The following is a 16,157-nucleotide window of genomic DNA, read 5'->3' on the forward strand; positions in this document are numbered from 1 at the left end:
GAAAAAGGTGGTTAGATGCCACCTTTTTCTATTCGAATCGCTCCGAAATGTATATAAAAAGGCGTACAAACCTTAAACGGGGACGTACGCCTTTTTGTTCACCGAAATTTATTACTGCATTTATTGTGCCCCAAAACGCAGACGTTGGAAAAACTTGGTAAGTAAGCCGCCAATTGTTTTTGGAGGCTGTTCCGTTTTGACTTGCTCGACCGGTTGGGCTTGGCGAAGGGCTTGGTTCACGTTAATGATACCGTACCCGTACAACTGGTCGTGACCTGGAGCTCCGAGGTCAGTTGCGGAATGTCTAATGAGATTCATCACGTCTCGGGTGTTCATGTCGGGATGAATGGAACGGATGAGCGAAGCGAGTGCAGCGACGTGAGGACATGCCATCGAAGTACCGGATAGCGAGGCATAGTCGCTATAAATGTACGTGCTCGGAATATCGACCCCGGGAGCAGATACATCTACATAATCGCCAAAGTTGGAAAAATCGGCGCGTTCCTTGCGGTGATCGACAGCGGCAACGGCCAGGACTTCATCATAGGCTGCAGGAAAGCTAGGTTGATCACTTGCGTCGTTTCCGGAAGCCGCGACCAACACGACATTCCTTTCAAAGGCGTAGCGACAAGCTTCCCGTAGAGCGGCTGAGGAGGTATAGTTGCCTACGCTCAAGTTGATGACATCCGCTCCGTTATCAGTCGCCCAATAAATACCTTGTGCGATGTCTACAGCTGATCCCGAGCCGTCTGCGCCAATGGCTTTGACCGGCATAATCTTGCTATTCCAGGACATCCCGGCAATGCCATCTCTGTTATTCGTTTTCGCCGCTATGACACCTGATACATGGGTTCCATGACCATTATCATCCTCGGGTTTGTTACTGCCATCCAAAACGTTATAGCCTTTGACCAGCTTACCGGCAAATTCCGGATGCTTCATATCCACACCTGTATCGACGACTGCAACGATGACATCACTGCTACCTTCACTGACGTCCCAGCTTTGCTCCATGCCGATCAGAGGAAGATTCCACTGGTATTCCTTGTAGTACGTATCGTTTGGTTTCACGTTCGGGAGTAAAAGGTAATTTGGCTCGGCAAATACGGAGTCAGGATGTTCAGCCAGTTTTTTCATGAGCTGCTTGGTAGTCATGCTCTTTGATTTGATAATGAGAAATTTGTCAAAGTCGCGCTTGATCTTGGCATCCAACGAAGAAACGAGCTCATCAATTTTTTCTTGCTTGGGTCGAGGGGAAAAGCGCACGACAACTTCATTTTCTACATAATGACTGCGATCACGCTGGTTATGATGAAGCGTTTGGATATGGCTTTTTGTCTCCAGGTCACGACGAATGTCTTTCACTTGTTCAATGTAGTTAATGCGGGGAATTCTCGCTTGAACGGATGTCACGCGGGGATGAGGTTCGCGCATTTCCTGCTCTGCATTCTGATTCATCCGATACGGGACAACTACGAGACCGACCAAGGCAATAGCGGCAACAAAAGGCCAGACGCGCAAAAAAACTCACTCCCTCCAGTGCTGTTATCTATATCGTGCACATGAAGGGAGTGATTATGAAGGAAATAGCTTACAATTGGCGTGACTAGATTAATCCAAGCTTTGCTAAACCATGTTGAATGCCATTGTCGTTTACGTGGAGCGTAATCATATTGGCGAACGGCTTCAATTCTTCATGAGCATTCCCCATTGCTACTCCCATACCAACATAGGAGAGCATCTCTTTGTCGTTCAATCCATCTCCAAAGGCAACAGCATCCGCAGGAGTGAGTCCAAAATGTTTCAAGACGGCTTCAATTCCTTTTGCCTTGGAGCCGTTTGGGGGCAAAATATCCATGCAGTGTTCATGCCAACGAATGTAAGTAACGTCACGGAATTCTCCTGTGTACCTTGCTTCATCAGGACCACAGTATAGAAATGCTTGATAAATCGGCGTTTCCTCCCAGTAGCGATGGCGATACGCTGGGTATTCCAGTCCCAACCAATCAAAAGACTCGATGATATGTGGGTGGTCCATCGTATTGGCATAGAAGTGATCTGCGCTCAAAAATACCATCGGATGGGAATAACCCTCAGCCATTTGTTCGAGCTGTGCCAATGTTTCTGTAGCAATTGGCGTGTGATGAATGATCTTTCCTTCACTCTTCACATACGACCCGTTAAAGCCCACGAATGTCTCAATGCCTAGTTGCTCAGCGATTGGCATCAAATGATAAGGAGCTCGTCCTGTTGCGATCGCGACATGGACACCGTTTTGTTTTAATGTCTGTATGGCGTCCACCGTTGTTTGTGGAATGATGTGATCGGTGTTCAGTAAGGTTCCGTCAATGTCAAAAAAGACGATTTGATAAGCCACTTCTTATCCGCTCCTCTCCACGCTCTCTCTCTAGGTGTTCTCTCTATAAAAAGTTTTGCACAAAAAAATAGGAAAAGGAATGCCGTTTGGGACACTCCTTTTCATTTCGCTATTAGAATACAGCTACTTCTGTCTCGCTGTCAAATACATGACATTTGGCAAGATCCATCGCTAGTTTTACCTTCATCTTTGGTTTGAGCGCTTCACGAGAATCCACACGCGCTACCATCTGGGTATCCCCGATATTGTGGAAATAGACATACAATTCGGAACCCATATTTTCTACGACTTCCACTTCTGCTTCCAGTGAGCTCTCAAATGGATTTGCTTCCATAAAAGAGGCGTCGCTGTAAATGTCCTCGGGGCGAATCCCAAAAATAACCTGCTTATTTACATAACCTTTTTCCCGTAAAGTCTTGGCTTTATCTTCCGGGAAGCGTACATGAATATTTTGGGCATCAAAATAGAGTGCTCCGTCTTTCTCGGAAAGATTCCCTTTCACAAAGTTCATCGCAGGGGAGCCGATGAAGCTTGCTACAAACAGATTGACTGGATGATTGTAGATTTCAGTCGGGGTTGCCACCTGTTGGATGAGGCCGTCCTTCATGACGACGATCCGGTCTCCCATAGTCATGGCTTCCGTTTGATCGTGCGTCACATAAATGATTGTGGTATTCAAGCGTTGATGCAGTTTCAAAATTTCCGTGCGCATTTGTACACGTAGCTTCGCATCGAGGTTGGACAACGGTTCATCCATCAAAAATACTTGCGGTTCACGCACGATAGCACGGCCCAGTGCGACACGCTGTCTTTGTCCCCCGGACAGCGCTTTTGGCTTGCGGTCTAGCAAATGCGAAATATCGAGAATTCGAGCTGCATCTTGAATGCGCTTATCAATATCGGATTTGGAGAATTTGCGCAATTTCAGACCGAAAGCCATATTTTCATATACATTCATATGCGGATAGAGTGCATAGCTTTGAAAAACCATGGCGATGTCGCGATCTTTGGGAGCCACATCGTTGACACGGCGATCGCCTATGTATAAATCACCTTCCGAAATCTCTTCCAGACCCGCAATCATGCGCAGCGTGGTAGATTTTCCACAACCAGATGGTCCGACTAGAACGAGGAATTCGCGATCTTGAATTTCCAAGTGAAAATCGTCTACTGCCGTAACGTTGTTTCCATATCGTTTATAAATGTGGGAAAGACTTACCTTTGCCATGAAAAAGGCACCTCCTCGGGTTTGTGAAGAGAGAATTCTTGGATGACTGTAATGGTAGGGTACCAATTCATTTGCAAGTTGGATACGGACATTATATACAAAATGTTTTGTTAATTTTGACGAAAGAGAAGGTAGAGCTGGAGCATGACGGCATCAGGAAACAATCGCGGGTCTAATCCGGTTTGTTCCGTCAGCTTGTCCAATCGGTACAACAGTGTATTCCGGTGAAGGAAGAGCTGTCGTGCTGTATCGCTTACATTCAATTGTCTGGCGAACAAGGTATCTAATGTTTCCAGTTGTTCATCTGTCATGTGCGGAACGGTTATGACAGCGGTTAGCTCGTTGGCGATTGCGGCTGCTATTTCTTTGGGGAGAGAAGCCGCCCATCGTTCCAATGGATAAGACCAATCTCCAGCAACCATCATTTGTGGTCGATAGGTTTGAAGGGCACGGGCCAGTGATAATTGCTGTAAAAGAGTGTCGCCCAATGCTAGTGGACTCGCGATTGGCGATCCAACAACAAGGCGAACGGGTTCCATCCATTCCATCGAAATCAGATCATGCAGCCCAGATGCCCACTCCAAAAGCTCTGAAGCCGTTTTTTGGTGATCGAGCATGGAGACAGGGATGATGAGAAGGGCATGTGTTTGCGTTAGCGAAATGAAATCAGGTGCTCCTTCAAAAAAATCATGCAGCAAGGGCTGCAAGGAATCCCATTCTCCCTTTTGATCCGGTCTGCATCGCTCTAATAAAAAGGAGACGCGAGCTTCTTTCCACGGCCATTTTGCTTCCAGTTGAGCAGGAATTGCAACAGGGGAACCGGAGACAATGCCCGAAAGCCAATTGGATATCTGTTTTGGAAGGGGAAGCGTTGTTGGGTCATCCATATGAGGAAAAATCAGATCCAACAACGCCCGGGCTGAAGCATGCCAAGATGCCGTTTCGATAAGAATCAATGTCATTACACCGTTACTCGAATGGAGGGCAACTAGTTCCCAACCTTTTTGTACCCAATCCTGCTGGGCTTGTGCAGCTTCCGTTTGTGAGACTTGTACATATTCGATAGGTAAATTCGTCGTTTGTCGGATGTGCTCGACATCTTTCTTCCATTTTTCCACAAGGTGACCCCCATCTCGACACGAAAGTAAGGCTATTATACCTTAGTCGAGGGCAAGCGTGGCAGCAGTTTCTTGTAGGGCCGGAGCTGGAGCGGCTATCACGCTGAATGGAGCATCACTGCCCAATACATGCAAGGTTATCTCGGGACGGGAACGCAGACGGATGTTTACCCCTGTTTGCCCCAGGCCCTCACTGATGTAAAAGGGTCGACCATCCATCTCATGAAGACCTTTCACGATATTTAGCTTCGGCAATTTCCCCATCTTTACGAGATGAAAGGGACGAGGCCAATGGATCTGACCTCCGTGAAAATGCCCTGACAACAAATAATCGTAAGCATACTCCTTCATGTGCAAAACTATATTAGGATCATGAGTCAAGACGAGCCTTGCTCCTGTCTCGGGAACACCGAAGAAAGACTTGGCCAGGTTGCTATGGCGCGTACTGAAATCATCCACACCGATAAGGTGCAGGGGTTGCCCTTTGTGATAGATCGTTTCATTTTCGTTGACAAGAACATGACAGCCAATTCGTTCCAACTCAGATTTTAACTGTGCAAGCTTGAAAGGGGTAAGCACGTAGTCGTGATTGCCAAAAACTACATAAGTTCCGAGTGTCGGCTGTAATTGCTGGAGACATTGCACAAAAGCAACTGCCTTCGGAATGTTTTTGTCGCGGTCGAGCAAGTCGCCGGTAATCGCAATCAGGTCTACCTGACGCTGCGAGAAGTCATCGACAATGCGCTGGGGTAATACAGATAAGTTTTCCATGTGCAAATCAGACAGATGCAAGATCGAAATCGGTTCAAAATCATGCGGTTGTTGAAGATGCCGTGATTTTTGCAAGGGTATTGCTACTTCTTTTATTTGAACATCAAATGTATTGCGATAGGCTCGAAAAAGCAACAAGGCGATAGCGCCAAGTAAAATAAACCAGATCATCAAGGTCAGCCATCTCCTTTACGATAAGCGTACCGTCAATTATACAAGAAAAAGTTCGCAATCGAATAAGTAGGTTCTGGCAGGAGGAATTACGCAAAAAATGTAGAAATATTATGAATGTTGCGTAGTGAGAAAAACGATGTAGAGTAGGAGAGTGAAGACATGAACGTAGAGAAAATTCCAGCAACGGAAGGCCCTTATAATCTGGAAAATTATGACGAAGCATATGCGAATTTTGATTGGGCGGATGTGGAGAAGCAATTCTCTTGGTATGAGACCGGGAAAGTGAACATGGTGTACGAAGCCATTGATCGACATCTCGCTACTGATCGGAAAGACAAAATTGCTTTGATGTACAGCAATGCAACGAGAGACGAGACTTATACGTTTGCGCAATTAAGCGAATTATCCAATAAATTCGGGAATGTTTTGCGGAATTTGGGCATTGTAAAAGGGGACCGCGTTTTCGTCTTTATGCCGCGTTCGCCGGAGCTTTATGTAAGCGTTTTAGGCACGATCAAGATTGGCGCGATTGTAGGGCCGCTGTTCGAAGCGTTCATGGAAGCAGCAGTGCGTGATCGTTTGGAAAATAGCGAAGCCGTTGCGATCGTTACGACGCCTGCACTCTTGCCGCGCATTCCCGTAAGCGACCTGCCTGCCCTAAAACACGTGATTGTTGTAGGTGCAGAAGAGGAGCTAAAAGAAGGTCACATCCGCTTTGAAAAAGCAATGGAAGAAGCCTCCACCGAGCTGGAAATCGAATGGGTCGATCGTGAGGATGGCATGATCCTGCACTATACCTCAGGCTCAACCGGCAAGCCAAAGGGTGTCCTGCATGTCCACAATGCCATGATCCAGCATTATCAAACTGGGAAATGGATTCTCGACCTGCAAGAGGATGATATTTATTGGTGCACAGCAGACCCAGGCTGGGTAACGGGTACTTCCTATGGCATTTTTTCGCCTTGGTTGAATGGAGCGACGATTGTTGTACGTGGCGGACGTTTCACTCCCGAAGATTGGTATAAAGTCATTGAGAAAAACAAAGTATCGATCTGGTTCAGTGCTCCGACTACGTTCCGCATGTTTATGGGGGCAGGGGATGAACTCGTCAAGCAATTTGACCTGTCCAGCCTGCGTCACGTCCTGAGCGTTGGCGAACCACTCAATCCTGAAGTTGTTCATTGGGGCATGCGCGTGTTCAATCAACGCATTCATGACAACTGGTGGATGACGGAGACAGGTGCCCAACTAATTTCTAACTATCGCTGTATGGCGATCAAGCCTGGATCGATGGGTAAGCCGTTCCCAGGTATTTATGCAGCGATTATTGACGATCGAGGAAATGAGCTGCCGCCGAATCGTATGGGGAACCTGGCAATTCGTGCGGGCTGGCCGGCCATGATGAGACAAATCTGGAACAACCCGGCGAAGTACGAAGAATACTTCAGCATCCCGGGCTGGTATGTATCCGGGGATTCTGCCTACAAGGATGAAGAAGGCTACTTCTGGTTCCAAGGCCGTATTGATGATGTGATCAATACTTCCGGTGAGCGAGTCGGTCCGTTTGAAGTAGAGAGCAAGCTGGTGGAGCATCCAGCAGTAGCCGAAGCAGGCGTCATCGGCAAACCGGATCCGGTTCGTGGTGAAATTATCAAAGCATTCATCGCGCTGCGAGCTGGGTATGAGCCAAGTGAAGCGTTGATGGAAGAAATTCGCAAGTTTGTGAAAGAAGGACTGGCTGCACATGCTGCTCCTCGTGAAATCGAATTCCGCGACAAGCTGCCAAAAACACGTTCCGGAAAAATCATGCGCCGCGTCTTGAAAGCGTGGGAATTAGGTCTACCGACTGGTGACCTGTCTACAATGGAAGATTAATCACAGGAAAACCATCTCTCGAAAATGTCGGGAGATGGTTTTCTTTTTTTAGGAATGGCTATGTTGTCTAATGATCATGAGGATGGTCGTGGTCATGGTTGTGCTCATGGTTATGATCGTGATCGTGGGAATCGGCTGTTGCCTGGCAATGTAAGTCACCATGTAGAGTAGAGGAGTTCTCAATCTGGATGGTAGCGTGTGTAATGCCGAATTCTTTTTCCAAAAGGACCAGTGCGTCATTTAATACAGGGTAGCTGGGCAAATCGTCTTGAACAACCAAATGGCATGTCAGGGAATCAAATCCGGAAGTAACCGTCCAAATGTGCAGGTCATGCACTCTGATAACTCCAGGCAGTTGACTGAGTCGCTCTTCCACTTTTGTTGTATCCAGTCGTGAAGGGGCGCCTTCCAGCAAAATATTGACAGATTCTTTCGTTACGCGCCATGCGCTCAGCATGATTAGGACAGCCACGACGATACTGATAATTGGGTCGGCGATGTACCAGCCAAAAGCCCACATCAGGATACCACCAGCGATTGCGCCGACAGAACCGAGAAGATCGCCGAGAACGTGGAGATAGGCACTGCGTACATTGACGTTATTTTTGGTATCGCCACGCATGAGTACAATGGCTGCAGCAATATTTGCCAAGAGTCCGACTGTGGCGATGATGATCATGGAGCCACTGGCAACCTCAGGCGGATTCCACATGCGTTGGAACCCTTCCCAGAAAATGAACAAGGATATCAGTACAAGTGTCACACCATTGGTCAGGGCAGCCAAGATTTCAAAACGTTTCAACCCGAATGTTCTCTTTGCAGAAGGTGGTCGTGCAGCGAAATGCACAGCGATTAAGCTCAAAAGAAGCGCTAATGCATCGCTTAACATATGCCCAGCATCAGAGAGCAACGCCAAACTATTGGTGAGGAAGCCCCCGATGGTTTCTACAACCAAAAATACAGCAATGATGAGGAAAGAAATGAGAAGAGCTCGTTTACTGGCTCCTTTTCCATGGTGATGGTGATCGTGACCATGACCATGACCATGACCATCTCCATGATCGTGATGATGAAAGCCCATGATAGAATCCTCCTTATAGAAAAGAATTTATAGATGTTCCACTAGATAAAGGGCGTCTTTTCCTACACCACCCATAAGCGCTGACGCCCTCGTATGCTGCCATGGAAGTCCGAGAAAGGATAGGCCAGGCACTTTTGTGATACCCCGAAGATGAATGGGTCTGCCTTTCGAATCCAGCACATCTGGAATACTCAACCAATCGTAGTTTGGTCGAAAGCCAGTGGCCCACAATACGTTATTGACTGTTGCCTCTGTTCCATCTGCAAAATAAACGGTACGCCCATTAACCTGTACGGCTCGAGAAACCAACCGCAATGCTCCTGAGCGAGAGAGCTCGCGCACCTGCTTTTTATAGCCGAATATTGGATCGGGTGAGCTGCGCATTTTCTTGCCGATCCAGGTGGAGTGGGGAGCATCGAGTAATCCAAGTGTCTTCATGTAATCAAATATAGGTTTTCCAAATAGGAAGTTTGGCAAGTAAGAGCGTGATTCTCCCTGTGAAAAAATAACAGGTCGATGAGCGGCGAGCTCTACCGCAATCTGTGCCCCAGAGTTGCCGCTGCCAACGACAAGAACCGCGCCGTCGATGAGCTGGCTCTCATTCTTATACTGCGAAGTGTGCAGTTGATGAACGGTGTGGTCCAAGCTGTTCGCAATACCTGGGATAAACGGCGTATGAAATGGCCCTGTTGCAATGACGACTTGCTTCGCGAAGAGCAGACGGTCTTGTGTCCGTACTTGGAAGCGGAAACCAATTTTGCTGAGCTCCATAACAGTCGTACCCAGCATGACAGGCAATTCAAAATGTTTGGCGTACAATTCTAGGTAGTCTGCTGCTTCATCCTTGTTCGGGAGCGTATTCCGCTCTCCGGGAAACGCAAGACCAGGTAGTTGATTATGTTTACGTGGTGTAAAAAGCACCAGTGAATCGTAGCGTTGCCGCCAACTGTCCCCGATCCGTTGGTTTTGCTCCACGATGACAAAACGACGATTTTTACGCTTGAGCGCATATCCGAGCGCAAGTCCTGCCTGCCCTCCGCCAATTACGATGACGTCATAATCATTCATGAGTAGTGCCTTCTTTCTGGTAAGGATTACCTACATCATACCACATTCATTATCATATTCAAGTAATTGTTTGAATGTTTTTTGGAAATCAGCAAAAAAGGCCGCCACATTGGTGACGGACCTGTTTGAAAGCCAGTGGATTTACGGTTTTGATTGCTTCAATTCGGCAGCATGCTCAATTCCACACATGATTAAATGGCGGACATGATCATCATCGAGTGAGTAATAGACGAGCTTACCACTTTTCCGATAACGGGCGAGACCCATGTTTTTTAACAGTCGCAGATGGTGAGAGGTATTGGGGATCGAACTATTGATAGTTGCTGCGACATCACAAACGCATAGTTCTCCTTCAAGCGCCAGCGCGTAAATGATTTTTGCTCGGGTATCGTCTGCGAGAGCCTTGAAGAGAGGGGCGACACCTTCCGTCTCCATCATCCTGGGCCGAAGCCGGTTTACTTTTTCTTCATCAATCGTCTGGACTTCACAAACCTCGAGATCAGTGGGAATGCGCTGAATGTCTTCGTTCACTTCATTCACCCCAAACCGTACCATTTTCCACCATTATAAGACGGATACAGGGGGAAGGGAAGGCTGGACAACCTGTTCTTCTTGTAAAAAAAGTAAAGGAGAAGAAGGAATAAAAGGTGTCTTTATCTAAATAGGAATGATACCTATTTGTAAATGGAGAGGAGAGAATTCCCACTTGATTCTGAAGATTCGCCAATTCCTGGTTGAAATAATCGGGGCGCTCCTGCTTGGACTAAGTGTCGTTTGGTTAACAATGGGCACGGACAGCAGCTTGTTTTCCGGTTGGAGCATAGAGTGGTCCCCTTTGTGGCTTGATGTGAAAACCTTTTTCCTTAGTATTTGGCTGGAAGCAATCCCGTTTGTCCTCCTGGGTGTATTCTTTTCTGCGTTTATCCAGACATTTGTGACAGAAGAGCAGGTGAGGCGCTGGACACCGAAGCATCCACTCGTTGCCCTGCCGTTTGCCGGGTTGCTCGGATTTTTGTTCCCCGTATGTGAATGTGCCATCATCCCTGTGGTTCGTCGTTTAATCCAAAAAGGGATGCCCTTGTCAGTCGGGATTGTTTTCTTATTGGCAGGACCGATTGTGAATCCCGTTGTTTTGTCATCGACCTATGTCGCTTTCACTCGTCAGCCGGAAATGGCTCTCTACCGGGGCATTGCGGGATTCGTTGTTGCACTTATTGTGGGCATGCTTGTCTTCTTGTTTGTCAAAAAAAATCCGATACGGCTTGGCATGGAAGCACAAATCAGTCATGAAGCCGACCATGTAAAAGCGACGGGTGGAAAGCTGTCCTCGACGTTTGCCCACGCGGTAGATGAATTTTTTGACATGGGAAAATATTTGTTGTTTGGTGCGTTTATCAGTGCGCTTTTACAGGTGTACATCAGCAGGGATACGCTTATGGACATCGGTCAAACGCCGCTCACCTCCCATTTGGTCATGATGGGGATGGCGTATTTGTTTTCGCTTTGTTCAGAAGCAGATGCGTTTATCGCTGCTTCCTTTGCCAATACGTTTTCAAGCAGCTCGTTGCTTGCATTTTTGGTTTTCGGCCCCATGCTCGATTTAAAAACGACGTTGATGCTATTTGGAACATTCCGTTTTGGTTTTGTTATCAAGCTGGTCGTGGCTATTACGCTTTTAGTGATTTGCGTCACCATGCTCATACCGATATAAGGAGGAGAATATGGATCAGAACAAATTGAAGCGTCATCATATCATGCGCAGTTTGATTTTGGCGGGCATTACAGCGTTGTTGGCCTATTTGATCCTGTCGGAAACACTCAGTCACTATCTCGCACCGCGATTGCACATGTTCAGCTATGTCACGCTCGTCATCCTGGCCCTGTTGACCATTGTCAGCATACGGCAAATTTTTGTAGGCAGTAGCGTTTACGATTGCGATTGTGAGGAGCAACACAAAGTTCCGCGTACACCTATCGGCTCCCTTTTGGTTTATGGATTGTTTGTACTCCCCATCGTAATGGGATTTGTCATGCCGGATAAAATTCTTGGCAGTGATGTCGCACAGAAGCGGGGGATCACGCTGCTCAGCAATGATGTACGAAAGCTGGCGGATGTTACGGCGAACGCGAATGTGAATGCGAATGCAGAAGAAAATGTGAAGCAGAAAGCAGAAGGAAAAGAAGATGCCGAACAAAGCGTAGAACCACAGCCAGAGGCAACCAATCAAGTAGCAATACCCCCGGTTCAAGCAACAGACGACGAACAATTGCGACAGCGATTCTCGAACGAGGGATTTGGTGACTTTTACACGGATATCGCCGTCTTTTTACATAAACAGCCAGTAATCGAACTCAATGACAAGGTGTTCCTGGACGGACTCACCACGATGGAGCTATATGCAAAAGAATTTGCTGGAAAAGAGCTTGAGACAATGGGATTTGTATATCGGCAGCCTGACTTTACCAAGCAGCAGTTTGTCGTAGCGCGTTTTTCCGTCACCTGCTGTACAGCAGATTCCAGTGTTTATGGTGTTCTGGTGGAAAAAGAGGACGCGAACAAATGGAAAAAGGATAGCTGGGTAAAAGTACGCGGAAAGCTTGAGTTGCGTCAGGTAGACGGGTACGACATGCTTGTTCTCAAAGCCTCTCAAGTAGAAGCCGTTTCCGCACCCAAAGATCCTTATGTGTATTACAGCTTTGAATCAGCACCAGACAGTTAAAATGCGGGGGAACCGAAATGATCGTGCGACTAGATTTACAGGATGAACAAACGGTACAAAAACTTTGGAACATGCAGCAAAGAGCGTATCGTGTAGAGGCGGAGATAATCGGTACAGAAGATATTCCTCCCCTGCGAGAATCGGTAGAACAACTAAGAGCATGTGGAGAAACGTTTTATGGCTACATAGAGGGAGGCGAGCTGGCTGGGGCTGTATCTTTTTTGATCGAAGGAGATACATTGGATATTCACCGAATGATTGTAGATCCTATTCATTTTCGCAAGGGAATCGCGAGTCAATTGCTCGCCTCTGTCCACGAGCATGGCAGCAGCAAGATCATCGTCGCGACTGGCTCTTTGAACGAACCGGCCGTTCGGTTGTATGGGAGACATGGTTTTACCTTGACGGATAAAAAAGAAGTGAAGCCCGGTTTGTGGCTATCTTTTTTCGAGAAAAGGTTAAAGTAAGTCCCCGCACATCCACTGCTATAGAGTATGTTCGTCCGGATGCTCCGCCCATATTGATTATGCATGGTGATGCAGATGATGTAGTGCCCTATGAACAAAGCGTTGAATTTTTTAATGCATTACGTAGAGCTGGAAACAATGCAAGTATGTATAAAATTAAGGGAGCAGGGCACAACGGTTTCACACAACAGCAAACAATGGAAGTTGTTAAAGCTTTTTTCGACGAACATTTAAAATAAGAGATAGTGACCTAATAGAGAAGGATCTCATAAAAAAGGATAGTCCCGTGAGCTAGCGAGGGGTTGGCGATATGCTTTTCTTCTTCAACTCAAAACTAAATGACTGGAATTTTGGCTCCTTTTTAGTCACTAAAAAAACTCCCTAGTACTGCAATGGGGAAGAAGAGAGTTTTAGAGTCGGTCCGATAATTATTGGTGCCTTCGGGGGAGTTATGGGTTGCGTCCTAAATAGTTAGGTTAGACAACATGGTGGAATTTTATTTATGCAATGTTCCGCGGACGATAGGAGCGGAATCAGGAGAAGATCTAGGCCATTTTCCTAGGTCTTTTGTATTCGTCGAAATCCCGTTTGTATGCGTAATCCCCTCCAGTAGTCACTAAGTAGGAAGAAGCAGGAAAAAGGTTTAACGAAGACTTGCTTTCCGATTTATTGCCTAGGAATAAGGTTACTGTACAAGATTGTCATGCTCATGCTCTTATATAAGTAGGAATAGGTTGGAAAAACATTTCCAATATCGCTAAAAATGGAGTGTGGAAAACATGAGAACAAGGGAAAAGAATCATTTCCGTTGCCGGCGGTTCTTGATCCGGATGGTTGGCTTCTCGTTGGCGGCATCGCTTTGTCTGATCGGACAAGCTTCCGCTGCCGATGATGAGATCCAACTGAAGTGGGAACAGCGTTATACGAAAGAGGAGACGCGGGAGTTAGTCCAAAAGGTCGTCCCGACGAAAGATGGAGGCGGGCTGGTATGGGCAAACGGGACGAACAGTGATTATCGCATACTCCCCCCTTTGCTGGTGAAAGCAGATGGAACGGGTCAGGAAGAATGGTCAAAGCGCATGCCGGAAGAGTTCTTTATCGCCGACGTGGAGCAGGCGAAAGAAGGCGGATATCTAGTGATGGGAGCGCTGCGCTCGGAGCCGGACAAGCTGCAGTTGATCAAATTGAGTGAAACCGGAGATGAGGAGTGGACGAAAGCAATTGAGGTAGAGGGAGGGGCGATGATACCGGACAGATACGTCCTGCTGTACAGTGATTTCGCCGAAACATTCGACGGTGGTGTGGTCGCAGTAGGCCACAAATACCTCGAAGAGAGTGGACAGTACCTATACAATATCGTGAAGATCACAGCATCAGGTGAAATCGAATGGGATAAGCCGTTGAGCAACTCGGCTCATCGGGTTTTTGTTACCAAAAGCGGGGAAATGTTTGTCCAAGGCAGTGTGTTCTCCGGCGATGCTCACCTGTACGTGGCAAAGCTGTCCGAAGAAGCGGACAAGCTTTGGGAACATACCTACGAACAGAAGGGTTCAATCACAATCAAATCAGTCCTCCCATCGACCGATGGCGGGCTTCTCGTCACCGGATACACCAACCGCTTCAACTCTGACCCGGGTTTCGATGACATCGTTGCGTGGCATATCGATTCGGAGGGGAAAGTTGTTTGGCAGAAGCTTTACGATACCGAAGTGGGAAGTGGAGAAGTGTCGGACGGAGAAAGAGGCTTATTGTTGTCCGAGACAGCGGATGATGGCTACATGCTGATCGGGCTGATGGATTCGATAAACGCTGACCCTTCCAAATGGAATTTCAAGAAGTTGGATCACTCTGGCGACCTTTTGTGGGAGAGAACGATCTCGTTCCCGCAAATACGCGTTGCTAATGCGGTTCCCCAGGGAAATGACCAGTACTTGTTATTGGGCGAATATTGGGAAAAAAGCACAACAATGGCGGACAAGCGAGACATCTATCTGATCAAATACGGCAAAACAAAAACCATCGTCTCCCTTAAGCCGCAAATGCAAATGCACAAACTGAAACTGGATAAAGGCGATACAGAAGAACTTAAGGTTACGGCTGTTTATGATGACGATACTAAAGAAGATCTGACGAACGGGGTTCAATGGACCTCTTCCAACGAAGAAATGGCCGTGGTTGACGAGAATGGACGAGTTACGGCCAAAGAGAAGGGAAAAGTGCAAATCATCGCAACCTTTCAAGGAAAAAAAGCAGTATTCTCGGTCCAGGTGAAAGGGTAGATACTCAAATTGCGTCAATAGATAACGTACTTAACCTCCTGTCAAAGAGATAGGAGGTTCTTCCCATTAACATCGTCGAAAGATGTCCCAACCAGCCTCAAACATGTTTCTACAAGTAGGGGGTGAACAGTTTAGCGTACGAGGTCAATGCCCCACGGGTAGGGACGTTCTACCCCGGCTACGTAATCGTAGAACCATATTAAAAATGATAAACCAGTAAAAATTGGCTGACCTCATAATACGAACGGGCAGGATAGCATAATTATTAATTCGGTAAGCGGAGTTGATGAGGTGATATTGTTTTAAGAAAAATGAAACAATCAGGTAGGGGTCAACGTAAAAGGTATCATTCTTGTTTTACAGCCAAAGATCTTGTACACGGAGGATTAAATTGTGAGAAAACAATGGGGTGGCAAAATCGCTATTGTATTAGGGATGGTACTGTTTGTTCTGCAATATTATTTTCAGACCTTTGAATATAACTATATTTTAATAGGGCTAGGGGTGATTCTCTGCCTGATGGGAGGGTTCCTGGTTTCGGGCGATTCTCCCAAAAAGGAAACAAAGATGTGATCCTGTCAACCTTTCCCGGCAAAGCGTCGGTGAACGATACCACAACAATGTTTATTCTTTTCTACATGGACATTAGCAATTTAATGCTAGTGTCTTTTTGTATTGATTACGATTCATCATAATCCTTGTGTAATGTAGACTTCTCATTCCGTAGACAGTTTTTAAAGGTTAAGATGTGATTGGACTGGATATAGATTACTATGATTTTCAAGAGAATCCAGATGCAATGAATATAGAAGCAAAGAAGAGTATATTCAAATGGAACGTAGGGGAATTAACAAGACTATGCAATAGATACCTTTCCACGAGAAGGCGAAAGCCCGCCCAAATAGCTTGGGAAGGGATAGAGTTGCACAAAACAACCCGGATAACGGGCACTTTCCCAAGTGTCTGTTTCCGGGTTTTCTTTCTTTTTACAGCATAAGC

The 16,157-nt window shown here is 46.7% G+C and carries 15 protein-coding genes; 7 read left to right on the top strand and 8 right to left on the bottom strand.

What is annotated here, in order from left to right; genetic code table 11:
* Nucleotides 1-120 precede the first annotated feature (120 nt).
* The 5 genes from HP567_RS14205 to HP567_RS14225 all read right to left on the bottom strand — a co-directional run bounded on the left by HP567_RS14205 (nt 121) and on the right by HP567_RS14225 (nt 5,665).
* Entirely contained in the window at nt 121-1,521 is a 1,401-nt protein-coding gene (locus HP567_RS14205; protein ID WP_173609792.1) for a S8 family peptidase, read from the bottom strand.
* An 85-nt stretch (nt 1,522-1,606) separates the two neighbouring features.
* Nucleotides 1,607-2,377, bottom strand: a complete 771-nt coding sequence (locus HP567_RS14210) for a Cof-type HAD-IIB family hydrolase (RefSeq protein ID WP_173609791.1) — start codon at nt 2,375-2,377, stop codon at nt 1,607-1,609.
* Between the two features lie 112 nt (nt 2,378-2,489).
* Nucleotides 2,490-3,605, bottom strand: a complete 1,116-nt coding sequence (locus tag HP567_RS14215; protein ID WP_017247792.1) for an ABC transporter ATP-binding protein — start codon at nt 3,603-3,605, stop codon at nt 2,490-2,492.
* A gap of 110 nt (nt 3,606-3,715) precedes the next feature.
* Nucleotides 3,716-4,723, bottom strand: coding sequence for a PucR family transcriptional regulator (locus HP567_RS14220; RefSeq protein WP_173609790.1), 1,008 nt, complete (start codon nt 4,721-4,723; stop codon nt 3,716-3,718).
* A gap of 42 nt (nt 4,724-4,765) precedes the next feature.
* Nucleotides 4,766-5,665 carry a metallophosphoesterase gene (locus HP567_RS14225; RefSeq protein ID WP_173609847.1) on the bottom strand — a complete coding sequence of 300 codons (900 nt, stop codon included), beginning with the start codon at nt 5,663-5,665 and terminating at the stop codon, nt 4,766-4,768.
* A gap of 162 nt (nt 5,666-5,827) precedes the next feature.
* Here HP567_RS14225 and acsA point away from each other — a divergent pair, with 162 nt between their 5' ends.
* Nucleotides 5,828-7,543, top strand: a complete 1,716-nt coding sequence (gene acsA / locus HP567_RS14230; RefSeq protein WP_173609789.1) for an acetate--CoA ligase — start codon at nt 5,828-5,830, stop codon at nt 7,541-7,543.
* A 67-nt stretch (nt 7,544-7,610) separates the two neighbouring features.
* Here the strand turns inward: acsA and HP567_RS14235 are convergent, their stop codons facing one another.
* From HP567_RS14235 to HP567_RS14245, 3 genes are all read right to left on the bottom strand, one after another.
* The gene (locus HP567_RS14235) at nt 7,611-8,624 is read right to left on the bottom strand and encodes a cation diffusion facilitator family transporter (RefSeq protein ID WP_173609788.1); all 1,014 of its coding nucleotides are present in this window, start codon (nt 8,622-8,624) and stop codon (nt 7,611-7,613) included.
* 27 nt (nt 8,625-8,651) lie between these two features.
* Nucleotides 8,652-9,692, bottom strand: coding sequence for a flavin-containing monooxygenase (locus HP567_RS14240; RefSeq protein WP_173609787.1), 1,041 nt, complete (start codon nt 9,690-9,692; stop codon nt 8,652-8,654).
* A 141-nt stretch (nt 9,693-9,833) separates the two neighbouring features.
* Nucleotides 9,834-10,223, bottom strand: a complete 390-nt coding sequence (locus HP567_RS14245) for an ArsR/SmtB family transcription factor (protein ID WP_229088025.1) — start codon at nt 10,221-10,223, stop codon at nt 9,834-9,836.
* A 253-nt stretch (nt 10,224-10,476) separates the two neighbouring features.
* Here HP567_RS14245 and HP567_RS14250 point away from each other — a divergent pair, with 253 nt between their 5' ends.
* From HP567_RS14250 to HP567_RS14275, 6 genes are all read left to right on the top strand, one after another.
* On the top strand, nt 10,477-11,403 hold the full coding sequence (locus tag HP567_RS14250; protein ID WP_217367092.1) for a permease: 927 nt from the start codon (nt 10,477-10,479) through the stop codon (nt 11,401-11,403).
* A 10-nt stretch (nt 11,404-11,413) separates the two neighbouring features.
* Nucleotides 11,414-12,412, top strand: coding sequence for a TIGR03943 family putative permease subunit (locus tag HP567_RS14255; RefSeq protein WP_173609784.1), 999 nt, complete (start codon nt 11,414-11,416; stop codon nt 12,410-12,412).
* Between the two features lie 17 nt (nt 12,413-12,429).
* On the top strand, nt 12,430-12,879 hold the full coding sequence (locus HP567_RS14260) for a GNAT family N-acetyltransferase (RefSeq protein WP_173609783.1): 450 nt from the start codon (nt 12,430-12,432) through the stop codon (nt 12,877-12,879).
* A complete protein-coding gene (locus HP567_RS14265; RefSeq protein ID WP_173609782.1) occupies nt 12,846-13,118 on the top strand; it encodes an alpha/beta hydrolase family protein in 273 nt (90 codons plus the stop codon). The genes HP567_RS14260 and HP567_RS14265 overlap by 34 nt, the downstream gene beginning before the upstream one ends.
* A gap of 540 nt (nt 13,119-13,658) precedes the next feature.
* A complete protein-coding gene (locus HP567_RS14270) occupies nt 13,659-15,158 on the top strand; it encodes an Ig-like domain-containing protein (protein ID WP_173609781.1) in 1,500 nt (499 codons plus the stop codon).
* 393 nt (nt 15,159-15,551) lie between these two features.
* Entirely contained in the window at nt 15,552-15,731 is a 180-nt protein-coding gene (locus HP567_RS14275) for a hypothetical protein (protein ID WP_173609780.1), read from the top strand.
* The last annotated feature ends 426 nt before the right edge of the window (nt 15,732-16,157 follow it).

Origin of the sequence: Brevibacillus sp. M2.1A, assembly GCF_013284355.2 — a bacterium.
Lineage (GTDB): Bacteria > Bacillota > Bacilli > Brevibacillales > Brevibacillaceae > Brevibacillus.

Coding starts and splice junctions, on each gene's coding strand:
- HP567_RS14215 (WP_017247792.1), bottom strand. CDS start 3,605: ATGGCAAAGGTAAGTCTTTCCCACATTTATAAACGATATGGAAACAAC.
- HP567_RS14270 (WP_173609781.1), top strand. CDS start 13,659: ATGAGAACAAGGGAAAAGAATCATTTCCGTTGCCGGCGGTTCTTGATC.
- HP567_RS14260 (WP_173609783.1), top strand. CDS start 12,430: ATGATCGTGCGACTAGATTTACAGGATGAACAAACGGTACAAAAACTT.
- HP567_RS14235 (WP_173609788.1), bottom strand. CDS start 8,624: ATGGGCTTTCATCATCACGATCATGGAGATGGTCATGGTCATGGTCAT.
- HP567_RS14240 (WP_173609787.1), bottom strand. CDS start 9,692: ATGAATGATTATGACGTCATCGTAATTGGCGGAGGGCAGGCAGGACTT.
- acsA (WP_173609789.1), top strand. CDS start 5,828: ATGAACGTAGAGAAAATTCCAGCAACGGAAGGCCCTTATAATCTGGAA.
- HP567_RS14255 (WP_173609784.1), top strand. CDS start 11,414: ATGGATCAGAACAAATTGAAGCGTCATCATATCATGCGCAGTTTGATT.
- HP567_RS14225 (WP_173609847.1), bottom strand. CDS start 5,665: ATGATCTGGTTTATTTTACTTGGCGCTATCGCCTTGTTGCTTTTTCGA.
- HP567_RS14250 (WP_217367092.1), top strand. CDS start 10,477: ATGGGCACGGACAGCAGCTTGTTTTCCGGTTGGAGCATAGAGTGGTCC.